The following is a 21,801-nucleotide window of genomic DNA, read 5'->3' as shown; positions in this document are numbered from 1 at the left end:
GGATCGCGGCGTGCCGGCTCGCGCGCCTTTTTGGCCCCGCGCTCGAAAGCGGAACGCGTGCCACCGCTGGACCTGTCGATCGGGCTCGGAACGTCCGGGCTCGACGACCCCGAGACCTGTACCGACACCGTCGCCGCGGCGCTGGACGCGGGCTACCGCCACGTCGACACCGCGCAGATGTACGACAACGAGGCCGCGGTCGGCGAGGGGATCGCCGCGAGCGACGTCGACCGCGACGACGTGGTCGTCGCCACGAAGGTCCACCCGGAGAACCTCGCCCCCGAGGACGTGCGCGAGACGGCGCGGGCGAGCCTCGACCGGCTCGGCCTCGACCGCGTCGACCTCCTGTACGTCCACTGGCCGATCCGTGCGTACGACGCGGCGGCGACGCTGCCGGCGTTCGACGACCTCCGCGACGCGGGGGTAACCGACCACGTCGGCGTCTCGAACTTCACCCCCGACCTGCTGCGCGAGGCCGCCGATATCCTCGACGCGCCGATCGCGGCCCACCAGGTCGAGTGTCACCCGCGGTTCCGCCAGCCGGAACTGCGAGCCCTCGCCGACGAGCTCGACCATCGCCTCGTCGGCTACTCCCCGCTCGGCCGCGGCGAGATCCTCGACGACCCGGCGGTGGTCGAGATCGCGGAGCGGAACGGCCTCTCGCCGGCGGTCGTCGCGCTCGCGTGGGCGCTCGACCGCGGGATCGTGCCGATCCCGAAGGCGCGCGGCGACCACGTCCGGGAGAACCTTCGCGCGGTCGACGTCGACCTGCCGGACGACGACCTCGCAGAGATCGACGCGCTCGACCCCGGTGAGCGGCAGATCGACCCGGACGACGCCGCGTGGAACCGGTAGCGGCGGCAGCGCCGCCGTTTCCGCCGGGGCGGTCCGCCGGTCAGACCGCGTCGAGCCGGGCCCGGAGCGCCGCGTCCGCGCGTTCGACGAGGTCGTCGAGCGGCTCGTCGAGGTACGTCGCCCACTGGTCGACGAAGCCCGAGCGACCGAGCATCCGAACGGCCTCGTAGACCGGCCGCCGTCGGTCGAACCCCCTCGGGAGCCCGCCGGCGCGCTCGCGGTACCCCTCGCGGAGCGCGGCGGCGAACCGATCCGGACCGGTCGAGTCGAACCCGTTGAGCAGCTGGTCCTCCGCGCGAACGAGGTCGCGCGCGGGGTCGCCGACGTGCGACAGCTCCCAGTCGATCATCGCGATTCCCGCGCCATCGGCGACGGTCGCGGACGCCTCCTCACCCTCGGTCGTCACGAAGAGGTTCGGCTTCGTGACGTCGCCGTGGACCAGCGCCGCGGGCGCACCGTCGAGCAGATCCCGGTTCGCGCGGACGCAGTCGATCACGGCGTCGTAGTGGTCCGCGAGCCGCTCCGAGGTGCCGATCTCGCGCGTCCGCTCGATAGTCGCGAGCAGCACTTCCGTCCACGACGCGAACTCGATCGAGAGGCCGGCGGACTCGGCCGACGCGGTCGGTCCGCCGTCCGCCGTCGTCCCCTCCGCAGCAGTCCCCCTCTTCGCCCCCGCGCCGACGATCTCCCCGTGGCTCGCGAACCGGTCGGCGTGGAGCGCGGCGAGCGTGCGCCCGACGCGGCGGAGCAGTCGCTCGCGCTCGGCGTCGCTCGCGGCCTCGCAGACCTCCAGCAGCCCGCGGCCGGGGGCCGGCGCCGTCGCGAGGTACGCCGGGTCGCCGTCGGGGTCGGCCGCCACCACCTCGGGGACCGGGAGCGGGCCGTGTTCCCCCACGTACCCGAGGACGGCGCACTCTCGGGCGAGCCGTCGGCTCTCGTCGGCGAGGGAGACCTTTAGGAACGCTCGCTCCCCGTCGGCGAAGACGACGCCGACCGTCTCGTTGGCGCCGTTCCAGGAGGGCCCGACGCCAGTCACCCGGTCCACGGTCCGGTCCGGAAACGCCGCACGAAGGGCCCGTTCGATCGGCTCCGACCCGGTGCCGTTCATGGGATTCAGTCCCGCCCGGACAGTGATAATATTGTTGTCAGTGTCCGCAGCCATGCCACGAGAAGCCGACTCACACGCGTTACACTCCCGTATCGCGGCGATCACCGACATCCTCATACGTGTTGGCGAAACAGAAGAATCCAGTGAACGACGGGTCATCGGGCAAGCGGATCGGGTTCGAAGTCGACGGAACGACGCTCACGGTCCGCGACGTGATCGAGGGCGAGGAGATGCGGCTCGGCGTCGACCGCGAACCGGATCTCCGTCCGGCGCTTCCCGAACTGTTTCCCCTTCCGGTCGACGAGGCGGTCAGCTTCGAGGCGGAGTGGCTTACCGTTCCGGAGTACACGTCGATCGCCGTCCGAGACGCCGAGGGCGAGTTCATCGAGCGGCCCAACGAGCCGACGGAGTTCCCGCGGGGAACGTACTGTATCGAGATAACCGGTGTGACGAAGGCGTCCCTCAGGTTCGAAGACGCGGAGCTCTCCGTCAGCGGAGTCGAAGGCCCCGATCCGATCGAAATCGCGCTCGACCGTCCGGCGACGGTCACCCTTGCCGGGCGGTCGCTCCACAGCCGCCCGGAGGCGACGATCATCGTCCCCGACGACCCGGAAGCGCTCGCGGAGGCGGTGTCGGTACTGGGGTCGTCGATAAAAGAGTTCTCCGCGGAGCGGTCCTGGCCGACGCTGCGGGGGTATCCGCCCCGAATCCGGCGAGGCGAGTCGCTCGATATTCCGAGCCCGTTGACCGTCCCCGACACGGGCGTCGAGGTCGTCGTCCGACCGACGTACGCAGACGTGTACCGCCTCTCGACGCTGGCGTACTACCTCGGCGCGCGGATGACGATCGGCGAGGAACCGGCGGTCCGGCTCGACACCGGATACACGGAGCGGCTTCCCACCGACGGGCGCCAACTCGAAGAACGAGCGGAGGAACTGCTACGCACCTGGTTCTTTCTCGACACGCTCGTCCGGACCGACGGTTACATGCTCTCCGACAGGGAGGAGTACGAGCAAGTCGGCCCGCAACTCCCGTTTTACCCGCCCAATCTGGACGACAGCTCGTTAAGCGAGCGGCTGATGGAGTACCTGGAAGTCGACCCGGCGACGGTCGAAGCGTATACCCCCGAATGGTCGACCGAAGCGGTACTCCGCCCCGGTCCTGCGGGCGCGGAGCTACTGCCGCACCTCGCGCACGTCCTCACACCGGTCCGTGTCCGCGGTTCGGCCGAGCGGACGCGCTCGGGCGACCCGGTAGGGCTCACGACGGCGGATCGGCCGACCGACGGTCCACAGTCCTCCCCACGCGACGACGACCCGGTACCGGACCCGGACGCGGATCCGATCCCGTCGCGGACCGCCGCGGCGCTCCCTGCGGCGTACGAACACGAACTTCTGCGGACCCCTCCGAGCGCCGGGGAAGCGAACGTCACGCTCCTCGTCCATTCCGCCGATCGAGCGCGGCGTCTCCGTGAGACGCTCACGGACCCGTCGCTGGCAGCCGGCGTCAGATCGCTTTCGGTCCTCGAAACGCCGACCGCGGACACCGTCGCGGAGGTACTCTCGGACCCATCGGTCGACCTGCTGTACTGTGACCTCCCCCTCGACGGGGGCGCCCCGATCGTGGACTCCGGTCGAGTCGAGTTCCCTCACCGCGCGGCAGCGGACGGTCGGTCGGCACCCGCCGTTAGCGTCTTCGAGGGCAGCCGACGCGTCGCCGTCGGCATCGACGCGGTCCGACGCGGCGGCACCGGTTCCGCGGTGGTGGACGGTCGGATTCCGGACGACCGGATACGAACGCTGGTCGAGTTGCTTGCTTCGGTGGGTCTCCCCCTCGACACGTCCCTCGCTACGCTACAACTCTCCGGTCGGCCCCCCGTCCGGTTCGCGGGCGACGCTTCTACGGTTGTGGTCCCTCCGAATCCCCCTACGCCCCGGCTCGCATTCTTCGAATCCGCGACGGAATCGAAACACCGTCTCACGTGGCGGACCGTGCTTTCCCCCGTCTCGTGGCTCGGAGCAGAGTATCAGATCGTGTACGATTGTTTCGACGACAAGGCCCGGCTCGTCGGTCGCGACCCGGCAGAGCGGCCGATGCTCTCCTCGGAGGTGGTGGCCGACTGCTCGACCGAACCAGACACCACGCTGTTCCTCAACGGGCAGTTCGTGTCTCCGACTGTCGATCTCACGGTCGAAGACGTCGAGGAGTCGGCTCGTCGAGCCCTCGCGGCTGAGGATTCGAACGTCGACGGCCCGACCGATCTGCGGGACGAAGCCGAATGTCACGACTGACTCCGTGCGGCCGACCGATGACCGGTTTGCGTCTGTAACGGTCTCGTCCGACACTCCCCGCCGACATTTTTTATTCGACCGACGGAGAATCACTACATATGCCCCAGATACACCTCGACGAGGAGACGGTCGAGCGGCTGGACGCGCTCCGGGTCGACGACGAGGAGTACGACGAGATCGTGAGCGAACTGATCAGCATCTACGAGGCGGAGGAGCTCACGCTGTTCCGCGGCAGCGACGTGGAGTGACGCCCAGGGACGAGGGCCCGCCGACCGGCCGAGCGTCGGCCGCCGGCTACTCCTGGTACGCGACGCGGACCTGCTCCCACTTGCCGACCTCCTCTAAGTGCGCCTGTAGCTCGTCGGCGTACTCCTGAACGAGACGCTCGGCGGCCTCCAGTTCCTCGTCCGAGGGGCCGTCCGATCCGCCGCCGAGGCCGAGCGCGCCCTTGATCGAGTCGACGACGCCGCTGCCGCCCGACCCGCCGGAGTCGCCGGCGCCGTCGCCGCCGGGAGCGCCGCCCATCCCGGACATCTGCGACCGGAGGTTCTCCAGTTCGGGCATGATCGCGGGGAGGCTCGACGTGTCCGCGACGACCTGAGCGGCCTCGGGGTCGTCGGCGTTCTCGATCTCCAGCTCGGTCGCCGTCATGATCAGTCCCCACTCCTGGCTGGAGAAGCGCGACGCCGCGACGCGCTCGTTGAACTGGTTGTCGACCGTCATCCGCTCGCCGACGATGGCGTCGGTCCACTCGCTCATACGCCCCCGTTCGCCGGTCGCGGTGAAAAGTCCGTCCCCCCGCGGCGAGCCGGGTCCGCTGTCCTCCGGGCTGCGCCCGACCCGCGCTCGACCCCCGCCCGCTACCACCGCAGCAGGTCGTCGAACGCGTCGCCCGCGAGGCCCGGACCGGCCGGGACCGCGATCCGCCCGTCCGCGATCGGACAGGGATCGGGCGCCAGGTCCTCGGCGAGCAGCGATCCCGTCGCGAGCCCGCACGGAGACACGTCGGGGATCGCGGCCGCGACGTGGGCGGCGGCCGTCCGCGCGACGACCGCGTCGATCGTGGTGGTGACGACGGGGTCGACGCCGGCCGACCGCGCCCGCAGCGCGGCCGCGAGCGCGCGGTCCGGCCCGCCGAGCGCCATCGGCTTGAGGACGACCGCGTCGGCGGCGCCAGCGTCCAGCACCGCGTCGATCCCGCGTGCGGCGACCGACTCGTCGGCCGCGATCGGGACGCCGTCGCCCGCGGCGTCGGCCGGGTCGCGCTCACGGAGCGCCGCCAGCCCGTCGAGGTCGGTCGCGGGGAGCGGCTGCTCGACGTAGGCGAGGTCGAAGCCGGCCAAGACGTCGAGCGCGCGGCGCGCCGTCTCGCGGTCCCACGCCCCGTTCGCGTCGGCGCGCAGCGAGACCGCGTCACCGACCGCCTCGCGGACCGCGCGGACGCGCTCGACGTCGGCGTCGACGTCTCGGGCGCCGACCTTCAGCTTGAGGCAGTCGAACCCCGCCTCGACCGCCCGCCTCGCCTCGGCGGCGGTCTCGGGCGGGGAGCCGTCTCCGACGGTCGCGTTGACCGGGACGGCGTCCGCGGGCGTCGGGTCGACGCCGGCCTCGACCGCGAGCCGGTCCGCGAGTCGCGCTCCCGCGTCGCGGGCCGCGGCGTCGGCGAGCGCGAGGGAGACGCCGTGTCGCGCCGCCGGCGTCGACGCCGCGTCGAGCGCCTCCAGCACGGGTTCGGATTCAGCCCGGGCGTCGAGACCGTCGAGCGCCGCCGCGCACGCCTCGCGCGACTCCGTCCACCCCGGAAGCGGGGTCGCCTCGCCGAGGCCGACCGCGCCGCCCCTGCCGTTCCCGCCGTCCCCGCGCTCAACCGCGACCAGGAACCCCTCTCGGCGACGGATCTCCCCGCGGGCGGTACCGAGCGGGCGGGCCAGGCCGAGCGCGAACGGCCGGTGTCGCATCGCGCGAATCCGGTCCTCGCCGCCGGGGGCGTCGGCGGTCACAGCGCCAGTCCGACCGCGAACGCGACGGCGTACGCCGCGAGCAGCTTGCCGGTCGATTCGAGCGCGGGGTTGAGCGCCTCGCCCGAGGTCTCGGTCAGCACAGTCCGCGCGACGGCCGCCGCCAGCGGGAGGGTGACGAGCGGGAGCAGCGTCCCGGGGCCGTCGCCGCGCGCGACGAACCACAGCGGGGCGAGGTACGCGAGGGCGAGCATCGCGAGGTACTCGGCGCGGGCGAAGCGGTACCCGAACCGGACGGCGAGCGTGCGCTTGCCCGTCGAGGCGTCCTCCTCTCGGTCGCGGAGGTTGTTGACGACGAGGATGTTCGTCGACAGCGCGGCGATCGGGAGGCCCGCGACGAGCGCCGCGAGCGTGACGGTCCCCCCCGGAACTCCGACCGGGAACCAGCCGGAGAGGAGCGCGGCGGCCTGGACGTAGTAGGTCCCGGTCACCGCGATCACGCCGAAGAAGACGAACACGAAGAGGTCGCCGAGCCCGTGGTAGCCGAGCGGGTACGGGCCGCCGGTGTAGGCGATCCCGGCCGCGACGGAGGCGAGCCCGATCACGAGGATCGGGACGCCGCCGACGGCGACGAGGTAGGTCCCCACGAGGATCGCGGCCGCGAAGGTGAGCCACATCGCCCGCTTCACTTCGTTCGGCTCGATGAGGCCGCTGGCGACGACGCGGGTGAACCCCTCGCGGTCGTCGGTGTCGGCGCCTTGGATCGCATCGTAGTAGTCGTTCGCGAAGTTCGTGCCGACCTGGATCAGCGCCGCGCCGACGAGCGCCGCCAGCGCGGGCAGCGGGGCGAACACGCCGTCGCCGAGCGCCAGTCCGACGCCGACGATCACCGGCGCGGCCGCGGCCGGGAGCGTCTGGGGGCGGGCGGCCATCACCCACGCCCGCCGGCGGGTCACCTCGGTACTCATTGTCGCAGGTTGGTGCGTGGCGTCCCTTAAGCTTGCCATCGCGGAGCGTCGCGTCACCGCACCGACGGCTCCCCGACCCCCGTTCGACCGAACGGTCCGATACCGTTCGCGGCGAACGATACCGAGTCGCGTACACCTATGCCCCGGGGACGAGACCGTTCGCCATGGCCCGCGTTCCCTACGCCGAGGCGTCGGACGTGCCGGACGAGTACGAGGACCTCTTGGAGTCGTCGCTTCAGGGCAAACCGCTCCACGTGTACCAGTCGGTCGGCAACAACCCGGAGGTGTTGGCGGGGATCCGGTCGTTCCTCGGGTCGCTGTGGACCGACAGCGGCCTCACCGACCGGGAGCGCGAACTCGTCATCTTGGCGGTCACGAGCGAGATCGAGAACCGCTACGAGTGGCACCAGCACGTCAACATCGCCCGCGGCGTCGGGATCGACGACGACGAGATCGCGGCGCTCGGGCGCGGTGACTTCGCGCCCTTCGGCGACGGAGAGACGGCGCTGGTCGAGTACGCGCTCGCGGTCGTCCGCGGCGAGGTCGACGCGGTCGCCCACGACGGGATCGCGGCGCTGTACGACGACGAGACTATCGTCGGCATCGCCGCGGCGGCCGAGGGGTACGACGCGCTCGGCGGGATGATCGACGCGTTCGACCTCGAACTGGAGCCGGGGACGGAGTTCCACGGCTGGGACCCGCGATAGCGGGGCGCCGACCGCGGTCCGATTCCGTTCGCTCGGCGACCGACAGGTTCGACAGGGACCGGCCCCTATCACGGGTATGACCGACACGGAGACCGCGACGGCGAACGGCGTCGCGGCCCGCTACGAGGAGACGGACGGCGAGCGCCTGCTCACCTTCTCGCGGGACGGCCGCGAGGCGACCGTCGCGCAGAACGCCGAGGGGTACGCGATGCTGAAGGTCCGGAACGGTCCGGACGGCGACGAGTTGGAGCGGTACTACGGGTTCGACATGGCGCTCGACCACGCCGCGGAGCTGCTCGGCGTCGACGTCCCCGACCTCCCGGTGCCGGACGCCGCGGCCGACATGGGGATGTAGCCGTGGCGGCGGCGGACCGCCCGGCCGGCGCAGTCGGTGCTTTCTCGCGGTTGATGTCGCCGACGGCGCCGAAACCAGCAACATAATCCGGCACCCGGAACGCGAGCCGAACGGCTTCGTGGGTGCGTGAGGTCGGATCGGAAACGCGCGGCGAGCCGTCAGACGTCGTGAGGCGACGATCGACGCCCGTGTGAACGGCACTCATTGACGAAATTAAATAACCACTATACATCATAGCCGGAGTTGAATATTCTCCATAGCCATATCTCCTTATGAGTGGCACCGTTACGAGGAGTCACGATGGAACGAAGACAGTTCCTGCGCGGTACCGGCGCGGCGATCGGCGGCTCGCTCGTCGCCGGCTGCGTCGGGGGCGGGAGCGAATCGGGGACGGTGACGGTCGACTACGCGTACTACAACCCGGTCAGTCTCGTGTTGCGCGAGAAGGGCTGGCTCGAGGAGGCGTTCGCGGACACCGGCACCGACGTCGAGTGGGTGTTGAGCCTCGGGAGCAACCAGGCGAACGAGTACGCCCAGAGCGGCGAGGCGGACGTCTCCTCGACCGCCGGCATCGCGGCGCTGATGGCCCGCACGAACGGCGTGCCGATCACGACGCCGTACATCTACTCGGACCCCGAGTGGACCGCGCTCGTCACCTTCCAGGAGACCGGCATCGAATCGGTGGCGGACCTGGAGGGGAAGCGGGTCGCCGCCACGCGCGGCACCGACCCGTACTTCTTCCTGCTTCAGGCGCTCGAAGACGCGGGGCTGAGCTCGGACGACGTCGAAATCGTCAACCTCCAGCACCCGGAGGGGCAGTCCGCGCTCGTTCGGGGCGACGTGGACGCGTGGGCCGGGCTCGACCCCCACATGGCGGAGCTCGAGCTCGAACACGACGGCGCGGAGCTGTTCTTCCGCGAGCCCCGGTACAACACCTACGGCTTCCTGAACTTCCTCGACGGGTTCCTCGCGGACCGCACCGAGGACGCGACGCGCGTCCTCGAGGCGTACGAGCGGGGCCGCGAGTGGGCGATCGAAAATCCCCAAGCGACCGCGGGGATCCTCGCGGACGCCTCCGAGATGTCCGAGCCGGTCGCGGAACGCGTTTTCACCAAGCGGAACGACCTCTCCGAGCCGATTCCGGGCGAACCGCACCGCGAGCTCCTCTCTAACCTCTCGCCGATCCTCGAACGCGAGGACCTCGTGACCGACGACGCGAACCCCGCCGGCAACGTCGACGAGCTGATCGACTCCGAGTTCGCGAGCGAGGTCGTCTGAGATGGCCGCCGACACTCGCCGGGAGTCGGACGTCTCCCGCGAGTCCGACTCCGGCCGCGGGTCGACGGCGAGCGGGTCGGCTCACGGCTCCGAGCCCCACAGCTTCGGTCCGGTTCCCCTCCCCGCCGCGAGCCGGTTCCGCCCCCTGCTCGGACTGTTCGTCCCCCTCGCTCTCGTCGTCGTCTGGCACGCACTCGTCACGACCGGCGTCTTCGCCGCCTACCAGTTGCCGCCGCCGCTTCGGGTGGCGAAGACCCTCTACGGGATGGCGGCGTCCGGAGAGCTGTGGGGCCACGTCGCCATCACGCTCCAGCGCGTGGCGCTCGGCGCGGGCCTCGGAATCGTCGTCGGCACCGTCTTCGGGACTCTCACCGGCCTTTCGCGGACGGCGAGCGACCTGCTGGACCCCCTGCTCCAGAGCCTGAAGAACATCCCGTCGCTGGCGTGGGTGCCGCTGTTCCTCCTCTGGTTCGGCATCGGCGAGACCGCGAAGGTGCTGCTCATCGCCGTCGGCGCGTTCTTCCCGGTGTACCTCAACCTCTCGACGGGCATCGCGGCGGTCGACGAGGAGCTGTTGGAGGTCGCCGAGGTGTACGACCTCGGGCGCGTCGAGTCGCTGCGGCGGGTCGTGTTCCCGGCCGCGCTCCCGGACCTGCTCGTCGGGATCCGCGGCGGCGTCGGGCTGGCGTGGATGTTCGTCGTCGCCGCCGAGCTGATCGCGGCGAGCCAGGGGATCGGGTTCCTGCTGAGCGACGGGCGGGCCCTCGCGCGGCCCGACATCATCGTGGGCTCGATCCTGCTTTTCGCCTTCCTCGGTAACTGCTCGGACGTCGCGGTGAAGGAGGTGAGGGACCGTGTCGTCGGACGCTGACGCGGACGTCACCCCGTCGTCGGCCGACGAGGTCAATGCGGCGACGCCGACCGGCGAGGCCGATCCCGACTCGTCGACCGCGGACCCGGTCCTCGCGGTCGACGACCTCCGGAAGCGGTACGACGACACCGTCGCGCTCGACGGCGTCGACCTCGCGGTCGCGGACGAGGAGTTCGTCGCCGTCGTCGGCCCCTCGGGCTGCGGGAAGTCGACGCTGCTCCGCGTGCTCTCGGGGCTCGAAGCCGAGTTCGGCGGGCGCGTCGCGGTCGACGGGACGGACGTGCGCGACGGCGGCAGCGACGCCGTCGGGATGGTGTTCCAGGAGCCGCGGCTGCTCGACTGGGCGGACGTGCGCGAGAACGTCGCGGTCGGGCTCCCGGCCGACGTCGACCCGGACGCTCCGGCGGCCCGCGAGCGCGTCGACGACCTGATCGAGACGGTCGGCCTCGACGGGTTCGCCGGGAGCCGGCCGGACGAGCTCTCCGGCGGGATGGCCCAGCGCGTCGCGCTTGCGCGCGGGCTGGCCTACGACCCCTCGGTGCTGCTGCTCGACGAGCCGTTCTCGGCGCTCGACCGGCTGACGAAGGCGGACCAGCAGGACCACCTGCTCGACGTGTGGGAGGAACGCGGGACGACCGTGGTCCTCGTCACCCACGACGTCGAGGAGGCCGTCTACCTGGCGGACCGCGTCGTCGTCCTCGGCGGCCAGCCGGGCACGGTCGAGTCCGTCGTCGACGTCGACATCGACCGCCCCCGCGACCGGGCGGACGCCGAACTTGTCGCGCTCCGCCGCGAGGTGACCGAGGCGCTCGGCCGGTAGCGACGTCCGCGATCCGGCGGTCGTGACGACCGGGCTCGGTCAGTGCGGATGGCTGGCACGCACCGCGCGCCGGCCGCCGTCCGAACGAAACGAACGTCGACCGGTGTTATTAATCGAGTTCCGGATCGGAATACGGGGTCGACCCTCGGTGTGTGTATTACCTCATTAAGGTGTATAGACATCAACGCAGTCCTGCGGTTTCCTCCGAACCTACCGCGTCGCCCCGAACTGCCGGTCCGCTCCGATTTTGCGATCGTCCAAACCGTTAAGTACCCGACCGTCTTGTCGTGAACCGATGACAGACATCACGGAGGCTTCGTCGGACACCCCGGCGGATCGAGTTCTTCCAGGGCACGATAGCTTCTAACGTCGATATCGGTCCTGTCAGGATCTTCGACACGACCCTGCGAGACGGAGAACAGTCACCACGCACTTCGTTCAGCTACGACGAGAAACGCCGCATAGCGGCGACGCTGGACGACATGAACACCCACGTCATCGAGGCGGGGTTCCCGGTCAACTCGGACGCGGAGTTCGAGGCCGTCAGCGACATCGCCGCCGCGACGGACACCACCGTCTGCGGGCTGGCGCGGGTCGTCGAGGGCGACATCGACGCCGCCATCGACTCCGGCGTCGAGATGGTCCACGTGTTCGTCTCCACCAGCGACGTCCAGCTGGAGGACTCGATGCACGCGACCCGCGAGGAGGCGAAGCAGCGCGCGGTCGACGCCGTCGAGCAGGTGAAAGACGCCGGCGTCGAGTGCATGTTCTCGCCGATGGACGCCACCCGGACGGACCCGGACTACCTGATCGACATCGTCGAGGCCGTCTCCGACGCCGGAACCGACTGGATCAACATCCCCGACACCTGCGGCGTCGGGATGCCGACCAGCTTCGGCGAGACGGTGAACGCGGTCGTCGAGGCGACCGACGCCCGCGTCGACGTCCACACCCACGACGACTTCGGCATGGCCGCCGCGAACGCGGTCATGGGCTTCGAGAACGGCGCGGAGCAGGCGCAGGTGTCGGTCAACGGGATCGGCGAGCGCGCCGGCAACGCCGCCTACGAGGAGGTCGTGATGGCCGTCGAGTCGGTGTACGGCGTCGACACCGGCATCGACACGACCCAGATCACCAAGCTAGCCCGGATCGTCGAGGAGGCCTCGGACATCCCGGTACCCGCGAACAAGCCCGTCACCGGGCGGAACGCGTTCGCCCACGAGTCGGGCATCCACGCCGCCGGCGTCATCGAGAACAGCGACACGTTCGAGACCGGCGTGATGACCCCGGAGATGGTGGGCGCCGAGCGCGAGTTCGTGCTGGGCAAACACACCGGCACGCACAGCGTGCGCAAGCACCTGGTGGAGGCCGGCTTCGACCCGACGGACAGCGAGGTCCGGAAGATAACCAAGCGGGTCAAGGAGTACGGCGCCGGCAAGCGGCAGGTGACCGCCGGCGACGTCGAGCGGTTCGCCGAGGAGGCGGACGTCACGCGCGAGGAGGAGGTCAGGGTCTGATGACCCTTTCCCCGACCGGATCGCCCCCCGAGCGACCGCGTTCGCGGTCGCGGGAGAACACTGACCGGGGCCAGCGTCGACCCCGCGGCGCCCGTCGCCGCGCGGCGCGCCGCGTCGCCCGACAGGAATTTATACCCCGGCCGCGTTGCTCCGGGCGAGATGCGACGGCACACCGCGGCCGCGGCGCGCGCGAGCGTCCCGGGAGCCGTCGCGCCGATTATTGTAGGGGTATAACCCCCTACACTACCCTTTCCTCACCGACGCGACGCACCGCCGAACGCCGGCGGCCGGGCCGTTTCCCGCGCGTGGAGCGTTCGCCCGTTCGTCCCGCGTTCGCAGCGACCGACACGACAACCCGCCAGATGCCACACCGCACACCACCACGACAATGAGCGACACAGCAGCACAGCCGCGATCCGACGGCGACGAGGCCGACGACTCGTCGGCCGAGACCGCGACCGACGAGCCGACCGAACCGGACGACGAAGGGGCCGCAGGCCCCGTCTCGACCGGCGCCGAGTCGGTCGTCGCCGCCCTCGAGGCCGCGGGCGCGAAGACCGCCTTCGGCGTTCAGGGCGGCGCGATCATGCCCGTCTACGACGCGTTGTACGACTCCTCGATCCGGCACGTGACGATGGCCCACGAGCAGGGCGCCGCCCACGCCGCGGACGCGTACGGCGTCGTCGCCGGCGAGCCGGGGCTCTGTATGGCCACGTCCGGGCCGGGCGCGACGAACCTCGTCACCGGCATCGCCGACGCGGACATGGACTCGGACGCGATGCTGGCGCTGACCGGTCAGGTCCCGACCGAGTTCGTCGGCAACGACGCGTTCCAGGAGACGGACACGGTCGGCGTCACGCGCCCCATCACGAAGCACAACTACTTCGCGGGCGGCGCGGACACCGTCGGCGACACGGTCGGCGAGGCGTTCGAGCTGTCGCGGGCGGGGCGTCCCGGCCCGACGCTGGTCGACCTCCCGAAGGACGTCACGCAGGACGACACCGACCGGACGCCCGGTCCGGCGACGGCCCCCGCGGGGACCGACCCCGACCCGAACGCGGACCAAGAGGCGGTCGAGGAGGCCGCTCGCGCCATCGAGTCGGCGGAACGGCCCGTCTGCCTGTTCGGCGGCGGCGTGATCAAGGCCGACGCGAGCGACGAGGCGCGGACGTTCGCCCGGAGCTACGGGATCCCGGTGACGACGACGATGCCGGGGATCGGCTCGTTCCCCGAGGACGACGACCTCTGCCTCTCGTGGGCGGGGATGCACGGCACCGGCTACGCCAACCTCGCGATCACCCACACCGACTGCCTGATCGCGGTCGGCACGCGGTTCGACGACCGGCTCACCGGCGGGATCGACACGTTCGCGCCCGAGGCCGAGGTGATCCACGTCGACATCGACCCCGCGGAGATATCGAAGAACGTCCACGCCGACTACCCGCTGATCGGCGACGCGGGCCGCGTGTTGGACCAGCTGACGGCGGCGGTCCGCGAGGCGCCCGACGCCGAGGCGTGGCGCGACCGGTGCGAGGAGTGGAAGGAGACGTACCCGCTCACGTACGCGACGCCCGACGACGAGCCGCTGAAGCCGCAGTTCGTCGTCGAGGCGTTCGACGAGGCGACCGACGACGACACGATCGTCACCACCGGCGTCGGCCAACACCAGATGTGGGCCTCGCAGTTCTGGACGTACTCGGAGCCCCGGACGTGGGTCTCCTCGCACGGGCTCGGCACGATGGGGTACGGCGTGCCCGCCGCGGTCGGAGCGCGCGTCGCGGCCGACACGATGGGCGAGGCGGACCGCGACGTGGTGTGCTTCGACGGCGACGGCTCCTTCCTGATGACGATGCAGGAGCTGTCGGTGGCGGTCCGCGAGGAGCTGGACATCACCATCGCCGTGCTCAACAACGAGTACATCGGGATGGTGCGCCAGTGGCAGGACGCCTTCTACGAGGGCCGCCACATGGCCTCCGACTACACGTGGATGCCCGAGTTCGACAAGCTCGCGGAGGCGTTCGGCGCCCTCGGCCTGCGCGTCGACGACTACGACGAGGTCGCGCCCGCGGTCGAGGAGGCGCTCGACTACGAGGGACCGGCCGTGGTCGACTTCCACGTCGACCCCGAGGAGAACGTCCTGCCGATGGTGCCGAGCGGCGGCGCGAACGGGAAGTTCGCGGCCGCGGAGGACCAGCTATGAGCGGCGACGCCTCGGACGACGCGGCCGTCGCGGACGGCTCGCGCACGACTCCCGACGCCGACTCCCGACCGCTCCCGGACGAACAGCCCGGGCCGGACGACCGCGACCATCCCGAGGGGCGCCGGAACCTCGAAGGGATCCGGATCGACCCCGTGGTCGAGGCCGAACACGAGTCGCGGCGCGCGGTTATCTCCGCGCTCGTCGAGGACGAGCCCGGCGTGCTCGCGCGCGTCTCCGGGCTCGTCTCTCGCCGGCAGTTCAACATCGAGAGCCTGACGGTCGGGCCGACCACCGTCGACGGCCACTCGCGTATCACGATGGTCGTCGAGGAGACGGACCCCGGCATCGACCAGATAGAAAAGCAGATGGCGAAGCTGAAGCCGGTCATCTCGGTCGGCGAGGTCGCCGGCGACGCGGTCACCTCCGAGCTCGTCTTACTGAAGGTCGAGGCCGACGACCCGGCCGCGGTCCACGCCGTCTCCGAGATGTACGACGGCCGGACGGTCGACGCCGGCCCGGAGACGATCACCGTCGAGCTCACCGGCGACAAGGCGAGCATCGACAACGCGATCGGCGCCTTCGACCGGTTCGGCATCGTCGAGATCGCGCGGACCGGGCCGACCGCGCTCGCGCGCGGAGACACCCCGACGGCCCCAGGAGAGAAACCCGGAACGGCCGGCGAACCGACCACCCACGACGACTGACACACGATACACATGACCGAAGACGACACGCAGACGTTCGACTCGACAGTATACTACGACGACGACGCCGACGAGGAGGCCATCGCCCACAAGACGGTGGCCGTCCTCGGCTACGGCTCGCAGGGCCACGCCCACGCGCAGAACCTCTCCGAGAGCGGGGTCGACGTGATCGTCGGCCTCCGCGAGGACAGTTCCTCCCGGAGCGCCGCCGAGAGCGACGGGCTCCGCGTGGAGACCCCCGCGGACGCGGCCGCCGAGGCCGACGTGGTGAGCGTCTTGGTCCCCGACACGGTCCAGCCGGACGTGTACGAGGCGGCGATCGAGCCGAACCTCGACGCGGGCGACACGCTCCAGTTCGCGCACGGGTTCAACATCCACTACAACCAGATCCAGCCGCCGGAGGACGTCGACGTGACGATGGTCGCGCCGAAGTCGCCGGGCCACCTCGTCCGCCGCAACTACGAGAACGACCAGGGGACGCCCGGGCTGCTCGCGGTGTACCAGGACGCGACCGGCGACGCCCACGACGAGGGGCTCGCGTACGCGGCCGCGATCGGCTGCACCCGCGCCGGCGTCGTCGAGACGTCGTTCCGCGAGGAGACGGAGACCGACCTGTTCGGCGAGCAGGCCGTCCTCTGCGGCGGCGTCACCTCCCTCGTCAAGCAGGGGTACGAGACGCTGGTCGACGCCGGCTACTCCCCGGAGATGGCGTACTTCGAGTGTCTCAACGAGCTGAAGCTCATCGTCGACCTGATGTATGAGGGCGGGCTCGGCGAGATGTGGGACTCGGTGTCCGACACCGCCGAGTACGGCGGGCTCACGCAGGGGGACGTCGTCGTCGACGAGCACGCCCGCGAGAACATGGAGGAAGTCCTTGAGAAGGTCCAGAACGGGCAGTTCGCCCGCGAGTGGATCGCGGAGAACCAGGCGGGACGACCCTCCTACACGCAGCTCCGGAACGCGGAGAAGAACCACGAGATCGAGGCCGTCGGCGACGAGCTGCGCGGCCTGTTCGCGTGGGAGGAGTCGACGGACGAGGACGAGGAGGAGAGCGCCGAGGTGACCGCCTGATGGGCGTACGCGGCGACGCGCACCGTCACTCGGAGACCGCCCGGTCGGCGCGCCACGCGGGTGAGCGCCGATGAGCGAGGGGACGCTGTACGACAAGGTGTGGGACCGCCACAAGGTGACTCGGTTACCGACCGGACAGGACCAGCTGTTCGTCGGGCTCCACCTCGTCCACGAGGTCACCAGCCCGCAGGCGTTCGGCATGCTGAAGGAGCGCGATCAGGAGGTCGCGTTCCCGGAACGCACCCACGCCACGGTCGACCACATCGTGCCCACGGGCAACCGCGACCGGCCCTACCGCGACGAGGCCGCAGAGAGCATGATGGCGGAGTTAGAGGAGAACGTCCGCGGCTCGGGGATCGACTTCTCCGACCCGGACTCCGGCGATCAGGGGATCGTCCACGTCATCGGCCCGGAGCAGGGGCTCACCCAGCCGGGAATGACGATCGTCTGCGGCGACTCGCACACGTCGACGCACGGCGCGTTCGGCGCGCTGGCGTTCGGCATCGGCACCTCGCAGATCCGCGACGTGCTGGCGACGGGCTGCGTCGCCATGGAGAAACAGAAGGTACGCAGGATCGAGGTCACCGGCGAGCTCGGCGAGGGCGTCACCGCGAAGGACGTCATCCTCACGATCATCGGGAAGCTCGGGACCGACGGCGGCGTCGGCTACGTGTACGAGTACGCCGGCGAGGCCATCGAGGACCTCGGGATGGAGGGACGGATGTCCATCTGTAACATGTCGATCGAGGGCGGCGCCCGCGCGGGGTACGTCAACCCCGACGAGACCACCTACGAGTGGCTGAAGGAGACGGACGCCTTCGAAGATGACCCCGAGGAGTTCGAGCGGCTGAAACCCTACTGGGAGTCGGTCCGGACCGACGACGACGCGGAGTACGACGACGTGGTCACCATCGACGGCTCGGCGATCGAGCCGACCGTGACGTGGGGGACCACGCCCGGACAGACCGCGGGCATCACCGAGCCGATCCCGGACCCCGACGACCTGCCCGAGGAGGACCGCGACACGGCGCGGCGCGCGCAGAAGCACATGCGCGTCGAGCCCGGCGACACGATGGAGGGGTACGACATCGACGTGGCGTTCCTCGGCTCGTGTACCAACGCGCGCCTGAAGGACCTCCGCGAGGCCGCGGCGTTCGTCGAGGGCCGCGAGGTCGACGACGACGTGCGCGCGATGGTCGTCCCCGGCAGCCAGCGCGTCCGCGACGCCGCCGAGGCCGAGGGGCTCGACGAGATCTTCAAGCGGGCCGGCTTCGACTGGCGCGAGCCCGGCTGTTCGATGTGTCTCGGCATGAACGACGACCAGCTGGAGGGCGACGAGGCGAGCGCCTCCTCCTCGAACCGGAACTTCGTCGGCCGGCAGGGCTCGAAGGACGGACGCACCGTGCTGATGAGTCCGATCATGGTCGCGGCCGCGGCGGTGACCGGCGAGGTCACCGACGTCCGCGAGATGGAGGAGGTGGCGACCGTATGAGCTCGCCCGAGTTCAGCGACGGCGAGGCGCCGGCGGAGAAGGTCACCGAGGTCTCCGGCACCGGGATCCCGGTCCGGGGCAACGACATCGACACCGACCAGATCATCCCGGCGCGGTTCATGAAGGTCGTCACCTTCGACGGGCTGGGCCAGTTCTCCTTCTTCGACCAGCGGTTCGACGACGAGGACAACGAGAAGGACCACCCGTTCAACGAGGAGAAGTACAGGGGCGCGAACGTCCTGGTCGTCAACGCCAACTTCGGCTGCGGCTCCTCGCGCGAGCACGCCCCGCAGGCGCTGATGCGCTGGGGGATCGACGCCGTCGTCGGCGAGTCGTTCGCGGAGATCTTCGCGGGCAACTGCCTCGCGCTCGGGGTTCCGACGGTCACGGCCGACCAAGGCGACATCGAGGCGCTTCAGGACTACGTCGAGGCCAACCCCGACGCCGAGGTCGACATCGACGTGGCCGAGGAGACGGTCACCTACGGCGACACCGTGATCGACGCGGAGGTTCACGACGCGCAACGGAAGGCGCTCGTCGAGGGCGTTTGGGACACCACGGCGCTGATGGGCGCGAACGCCGGCGCGGTCCGCGAGACCGCCCGGTCGCTGCCGTACGTTCCTGCCGAGGACATCCCGGAGGAGGACGCGTGAGCCACGAGGTCGTCGTCATCGAGGGCGACGGGATCGGCCGCGAGGTCGTCCCCGCCGCCGTCGAGGTGCTGGAGGCGCTTCCGGTCGACTTCGAGTTCGTCGAGGCGGACGCGGGCGACGCGACGAAGGAGGCGACCGGCGAGGCGCTCCCGGCGGAGACGTACGATCTCGCCGCCGACGCGGACGCGACGCTGTTCGGCGCGGCCGGCGAGACGGCCGCCGACGTCATCCTCCCGCTCCGGGACGCCGTGGACTCGTTCGTCAACGTCCGGCCCGCCAAGGCGTACCCGGGCGTCGACGCGCTCCGCCCGGAGACCGACGTGGTGTTCCTCCGCGAGAACACCGAGGGCGTCTACTCCGGCCACGAGGACCGCCTGTCGGACGACCTCTCGACGCTGACGCGCGTCGTCACCTCGTCGGCCTCGCGCGAGCTGGCCGAGTACGCCTGCGAGTTCGTCGAGGACGGCCGCGGCCCCGCGGGCGACCCCGACGAGGGGTTCACCGTCGCGCACAAGGCGAACGTGATGCGCGAGACGGACGGTCGGTTCCGCGAGGAGGTCATGACGGTCGCCGCGGAGCGCGGCGTCGACGCCGACGAGGAGCTGATGGACGCGTTCGCGACGAAGCTCCCGCTCGACCCGACGCAGTACGGCGTGGTCGTCTGCCCGAACCTCGCGGGCGACGTGCTCTCCGACCTGGCCGCCGGGCTCGTCGGCGGGCTCGGCCTGCTGCCGTCGGCGAACGTCGGCCACGACAACGCGCTGTTCGAGCCGGTCCACGGCACGGCGCCTGACATCGCGGGCGAGGGGGTCGCGAACCCGACCGCGGCGATCCTCTCGGCCGCCATGCTGTTAGAGTACCTCGGGCACGTCGAGGCTGGCCAGCGGGTGCGCGACGCCGTGGAGGGCGTCCTCTCCGACGGGCCGCGAACCGGCGACCTCGGCGGTGCGGCGACGACCGACGAGGTCACCGCGGCGATCGTCGATCGGTTGTAAGGCGTGTCTCACGGCCGGATCGAAGGGGCCGGCGGCCCGTCGGCGACCGCGGGCGAACCACAAGACAGGAAACCCTGCGGCCCCTCCGCCCGGATATGAGCAACTACGAAGTCGCGATGGAAGCCGCCTGGTTGGTCCGTGACGTCGAGGAGACCGACGACGCAATCGGCGTCGCGGTCAGCGAAGCCGGCAAGCGACTCAACGAGACGGACAAGCAGTACGTCGAGGTCGAGCCCGGCGTCACCGGCTGTCCGGCCTGCGGCGAGCCGTTCGACGCCGCGTTCCTCGCGGCGAACACGGCCCTGGTCGGACTCCTCTTGGAGATCGATATCTTCAACGCCGACAGCGAGGAACACGCCGAGCGGATCGCGAAAAGCGAGGTCGGCGGCGCGCTCCGCGACGTTCCCCTCGAAGTCATCGACGTCTACGAGACCGAGGGCGACGAGGACGAGGAGACGGCCGAGCGATAGGCGCGACGCCCCGGCGCGAGTTCGGTCGGTGCCGAAAGCTTTTCTAATAACCATAAGTAATTAGTTGGCATGGAACTGCCGACGCCACAGGACCTCCGCGAGCGCCGGACCGCGCTCGATCTGACCCAGAGCGAGCTCGCCGACGCCGCGGACGTCTCCCAGCCCCTCATCGCGCGGATCGAGGGCGGCGACGTCGACCCGCGGCTCTCGACGCTCCGCCGCATCGTCAACGCCCTCCAAGAGGCGGAAGGCGAGGTCGTGCGCGCGGCCGACCTGATGAACGAGACCGTCATTAGCGTCGCGCCGGACGACGCCGTGAGCGCGGCCGTCGAGCTGATGGAGGCGGAGGCGTACTCGCAGCTCCCGGTCCTCCAGAACGGCGTGCCGGTCGGCTCGATCAGCCAGGGCGACGTGGTCCACGCCGGCGAGAACGTCGGCGACCACCCCGTCAGCGAGGTGATGAGCGAGTCGTTCCCGACGGTCGCCCCCTCGGCGACCGTCGACGAGGTCCGGAACCTGCTGGACCACTACAAGGCCGTAATGGTCACCGACGGCGGCGAGACCGTCGGGATCATCACGGAGGCCGACATCGCGGCGCAGCTGTCGTAACGCTCCGCGGGGCCGACCGCGCCGGACCGCGCCCTACTCCTCCCGTCGCTCGGAGAGCCGCTCCCAGATCTCCGTACAGCCCGCGCCGTCCTCCACGTCGTCGAGGTGGTCCGCACCGCCGTCGGGTCCGGCGTCCGTCTCTTCGTCCGCGTTCGCCTCGCTTTCGACGTCTCTTCGGTCGTCGTCGGTCGCTCGGGAACCGCCTCGCTCGGTCATCGTCGCTCCGAGACGTCGTCGAAGAGTTCGGGCGCCACGTCCGCGGACGCGTGCTGTCGGTGCTCGTCGTCGGTCGAGCCGTCGGGTCGATCGTCGGCGGGGCCGGGAACTGAGTCCGTCATTACACCGTCGTAACCGGGCGCGAGCCATAAGTGTCGGTACGCGTGTAAATCGAACCACTACTCTCGGATACCGGATTTCATGTCCGGTAATCCGGAGAGTAATTTCACCCTGTATGGCGGTGTAGTCTACCGGTTTCTCGATACCGGACCGTCATCGAAACCCTCGCCGGTTGCGAGCACCGTCACTCATTGGGTCGCCGCGCCCGAACCTCGGGCGTGACCACTCGATTGCGCGTCCTCGACGACGGTGCGTGGATCTCCGTCAACGACAGTCGGGAAGTGCGCGTCAGCGAACTGTGGCGGCTCGACGCGCCGGACCTGTGCGAGTGCGCGCTCGCGGATCTGGTCGTCGAGAACTTCCAGTCGGTGGGCGTCGACGCCTCCACCGTGGAGGCGAAGGTGTACGGCCAGTGTATCGCGTGTGGGGCGACGGGGACGACCGGCTGGGTCCCGCTCGGGCGGGTACGTAGGGGCGAGTTCGCCGAATTCGACCGCGCCGCCGTCCGGCGGGTGCGGCGCTGAGGGTAGCGGCAACACGTGC

24 protein-coding genes are annotated in these 21,801 nt (G+C 70.5%); 18 read left to right on the top strand and 6 right to left on the bottom strand.

Going from position 1 to position 21,801, the window contains the following annotated elements:
- Positions 1-57: 57 nt before the first annotated feature.
- Positions 58-855 carry an aldo/keto reductase gene (locus AC4NMM_RS02410; RefSeq protein WP_491923445.1) on the top strand — a complete coding sequence of 266 codons (798 nt, stop codon included), beginning with the start codon at positions 58-60 and terminating at the stop codon, positions 853-855.
- A 40-nt stretch (positions 856-895) separates the two neighbouring features.
- On the opposite strand, the gene AC4NMM_RS02405 is transcribed toward AC4NMM_RS02410, so the two are convergent.
- Complete coding sequence (locus AC4NMM_RS02405) at positions 896-1,963, bottom strand: phosphotransferase family protein (protein WP_491923444.1); 1,068 nt, start codon at positions 1,961-1,963, stop codon at positions 896-898.
- Positions 1,964-2,106: 143 nt separating this feature from the next.
- On the opposite strand from AC4NMM_RS02405, the gene AC4NMM_RS02400 reads away from it, so the two are divergent.
- Together AC4NMM_RS02400 and AC4NMM_RS02395 are read left to right on the top strand one after the other, a co-directional pair.
- Positions 2,107-4,254 (top strand): hypothetical protein, encoded by a 2,148-nt coding sequence (locus AC4NMM_RS02400; RefSeq protein WP_491923443.1) that lies wholly within the window; start codon positions 2,107-2,109, stop codon positions 4,252-4,254.
- 98 nt (positions 4,255-4,352) lie between these two features.
- Entirely contained in the window at positions 4,353-4,502 is a 150-nt protein-coding gene (locus AC4NMM_RS02395) for a DUF7557 family protein (protein WP_017342927.1), read from the top strand.
- A 46-nt stretch (positions 4,503-4,548) separates the two neighbouring features.
- Here the strand turns inward: AC4NMM_RS02395 and AC4NMM_RS02390 are convergent, their stop codons facing one another.
- From AC4NMM_RS02390 to AC4NMM_RS02380, 3 genes are all read right to left on the bottom strand, one after another.
- Positions 4,549-5,013, bottom strand: a complete 465-nt coding sequence (locus tag AC4NMM_RS02390; protein ID WP_491923442.1) for a DUF5799 family protein — start codon at positions 5,011-5,013, stop codon at positions 4,549-4,551.
- Positions 5,014-5,114: 101 nt separating this feature from the next.
- Entirely contained in the window at positions 5,115-6,254 is a 1,140-nt protein-coding gene (locus AC4NMM_RS02385) for a mandelate racemase/muconate lactonizing enzyme family protein (protein WP_491923441.1), read from the bottom strand.
- Positions 6,251-7,180: a 1,4-dihydroxy-2-naphthoate polyprenyltransferase gene (locus AC4NMM_RS02380; protein ID WP_491923440.1), complete on the bottom strand. Its 930-nt coding sequence runs from the start codon at positions 7,178-7,180 to the stop codon at positions 6,251-6,253. Before AC4NMM_RS02380 ends, AC4NMM_RS02385 begins: the two co-directional genes overlap by 4 nt.
- A 164-nt stretch (positions 7,181-7,344) precedes the next feature.
- Here AC4NMM_RS02380 and AC4NMM_RS02375 point away from each other — a divergent pair, with 164 nt between their 5' ends.
- From AC4NMM_RS02375 to AC4NMM_RS02310, 14 genes are all read left to right on the top strand, one after another.
- Positions 7,345-7,887 (top strand): carboxymuconolactone decarboxylase family protein, encoded by a 543-nt coding sequence (locus AC4NMM_RS02375; RefSeq protein WP_096393295.1) that lies wholly within the window; start codon positions 7,345-7,347, stop codon positions 7,885-7,887.
- Between the two features lie 76 nt (positions 7,888-7,963).
- Entirely contained in the window at positions 7,964-8,242 is a 279-nt protein-coding gene (locus tag AC4NMM_RS02370; RefSeq protein ID WP_096393296.1) for a DUF7111 family protein, read from the top strand.
- A 300-nt stretch (positions 8,243-8,542) separates the two neighbouring features.
- Positions 8,543-9,520, top strand: a complete 978-nt coding sequence (locus tag AC4NMM_RS02365; protein ID WP_491923439.1) for a substrate-binding domain-containing protein — start codon at positions 8,543-8,545, stop codon at positions 9,518-9,520.
- Between the two features lies 1 nt (position 9,521).
- Complete coding sequence (locus tag AC4NMM_RS02360; protein ID WP_096393298.1) at positions 9,522-10,391, top strand: ABC transporter permease; 870 nt, start codon at positions 9,522-9,524, stop codon at positions 10,389-10,391.
- The gene (locus AC4NMM_RS02355) at positions 10,375-11,211 is read left to right on the top strand and encodes an ABC transporter ATP-binding protein (RefSeq protein WP_491923438.1); all 837 of its coding nucleotides are present in this window, start codon (positions 10,375-10,377) and stop codon (positions 11,209-11,211) included. The genes AC4NMM_RS02360 and AC4NMM_RS02355 overlap by 17 nt, the downstream gene beginning before the upstream one ends.
- 335 nt (positions 11,212-11,546) lie before the next feature.
- The gene (locus AC4NMM_RS02350) at positions 11,547-12,728 is read left to right on the top strand and encodes a LeuA family protein (RefSeq protein WP_491923481.1); all 1,182 of its coding nucleotides are present in this window, start codon (positions 11,547-11,549) and stop codon (positions 12,726-12,728) included.
- Between the two features lie 388 nt (positions 12,729-13,116).
- Entirely contained in the window at positions 13,117-14,928 is a 1,812-nt protein-coding gene (gene ilvB / locus AC4NMM_RS02345; protein WP_491923437.1) for a biosynthetic-type acetolactate synthase large subunit, read from the top strand.
- Positions 14,925-15,632 (top strand): acetolactate synthase small subunit, encoded by a 708-nt coding sequence (gene ilvN, locus AC4NMM_RS02340; protein ID WP_096393302.1) that lies wholly within the window; start codon positions 14,925-14,927, stop codon positions 15,630-15,632. The genes ilvB and ilvN overlap by 4 nt, the downstream gene beginning before the upstream one ends.
- A 12-nt stretch (positions 15,633-15,644) precedes the next feature.
- Complete coding sequence (gene ilvC / locus AC4NMM_RS02335) at positions 15,645-16,703, top strand: ketol-acid reductoisomerase (protein ID WP_491923436.1); 1,059 nt, start codon at positions 15,645-15,647, stop codon at positions 16,701-16,703.
- 70 nt (positions 16,704-16,773) lie between these two features.
- Entirely contained in the window at positions 16,774-18,195 is a 1,422-nt protein-coding gene (gene leuC / locus AC4NMM_RS02330; RefSeq protein WP_491923435.1) for a 3-isopropylmalate dehydratase large subunit, read from the top strand.
- Positions 18,192-18,848: a 3-isopropylmalate dehydratase small subunit gene (leuD, locus tag AC4NMM_RS02325; RefSeq protein ID WP_491923434.1), complete on the top strand. Its 657-nt coding sequence runs from the start codon at positions 18,192-18,194 to the stop codon at positions 18,846-18,848. The genes leuC and leuD overlap by 4 nt, the downstream gene beginning before the upstream one ends.
- Positions 18,845-19,843: an isocitrate/isopropylmalate family dehydrogenase gene (locus tag AC4NMM_RS02320; protein WP_491923433.1), complete on the top strand. Its 999-nt coding sequence runs from the start codon at positions 18,845-18,847 to the stop codon at positions 19,841-19,843. The genes leuD and AC4NMM_RS02320 overlap by 4 nt, the downstream gene beginning before the upstream one ends.
- Before the next feature lie 95 nt (positions 19,844-19,938).
- Positions 19,939-20,313: a DUF555 domain-containing protein gene (locus AC4NMM_RS02315; protein ID WP_096393307.1), complete on the top strand. Its 375-nt coding sequence runs from the start codon at positions 19,939-19,941 to the stop codon at positions 20,311-20,313.
- Positions 20,314-20,382: 69 nt separating this feature from the next.
- Entirely contained in the window at positions 20,383-20,922 is a 540-nt protein-coding gene (locus tag AC4NMM_RS02310; RefSeq protein WP_096393308.1) for a CBS domain-containing protein, read from the top strand.
- Positions 20,923-20,955: 33 nt separating this feature from the next.
- Here AC4NMM_RS02310 and AC4NMM_RS02305 read toward each other — a convergent pair whose 3' ends face one another.
- Together AC4NMM_RS02305 and AC4NMM_RS02300 are read right to left on the bottom strand one after the other, a co-directional pair.
- Positions 20,956-21,138 carry a DUF8595 family protein gene (locus tag AC4NMM_RS02305; RefSeq protein ID WP_491923432.1) on the bottom strand — a complete coding sequence of 61 codons (183 nt, stop codon included), beginning with the start codon at positions 21,136-21,138 and terminating at the stop codon, positions 20,956-20,958.
- Positions 21,135-21,260 carry a hypothetical protein gene (locus tag AC4NMM_RS02300; protein WP_269459581.1) on the bottom strand — a complete coding sequence of 42 codons (126 nt, stop codon included), beginning with the start codon at positions 21,258-21,260 and terminating at the stop codon, positions 21,135-21,137. Before AC4NMM_RS02300 ends, AC4NMM_RS02305 begins: the two co-directional genes overlap by 4 nt.
- Before the next feature lie 216 nt (positions 21,261-21,476).
- Between AC4NMM_RS02300 and AC4NMM_RS02295 the strand changes: the two genes are divergently transcribed.
- A complete protein-coding gene (locus AC4NMM_RS02295) occupies positions 21,477-21,782 on the top strand; it encodes a DUF8134 family protein (protein ID WP_172863921.1) in 306 nt (101 codons plus the stop codon).
- Positions 21,783-21,801 lie beyond the last annotated feature (19 nt).

The sequence above is a fragment of the Halorubrum sp. SD41 genome, assembly GCF_058630335.1.
This window is presented reverse-complemented; position numbering and strand designations above follow the sequence as displayed.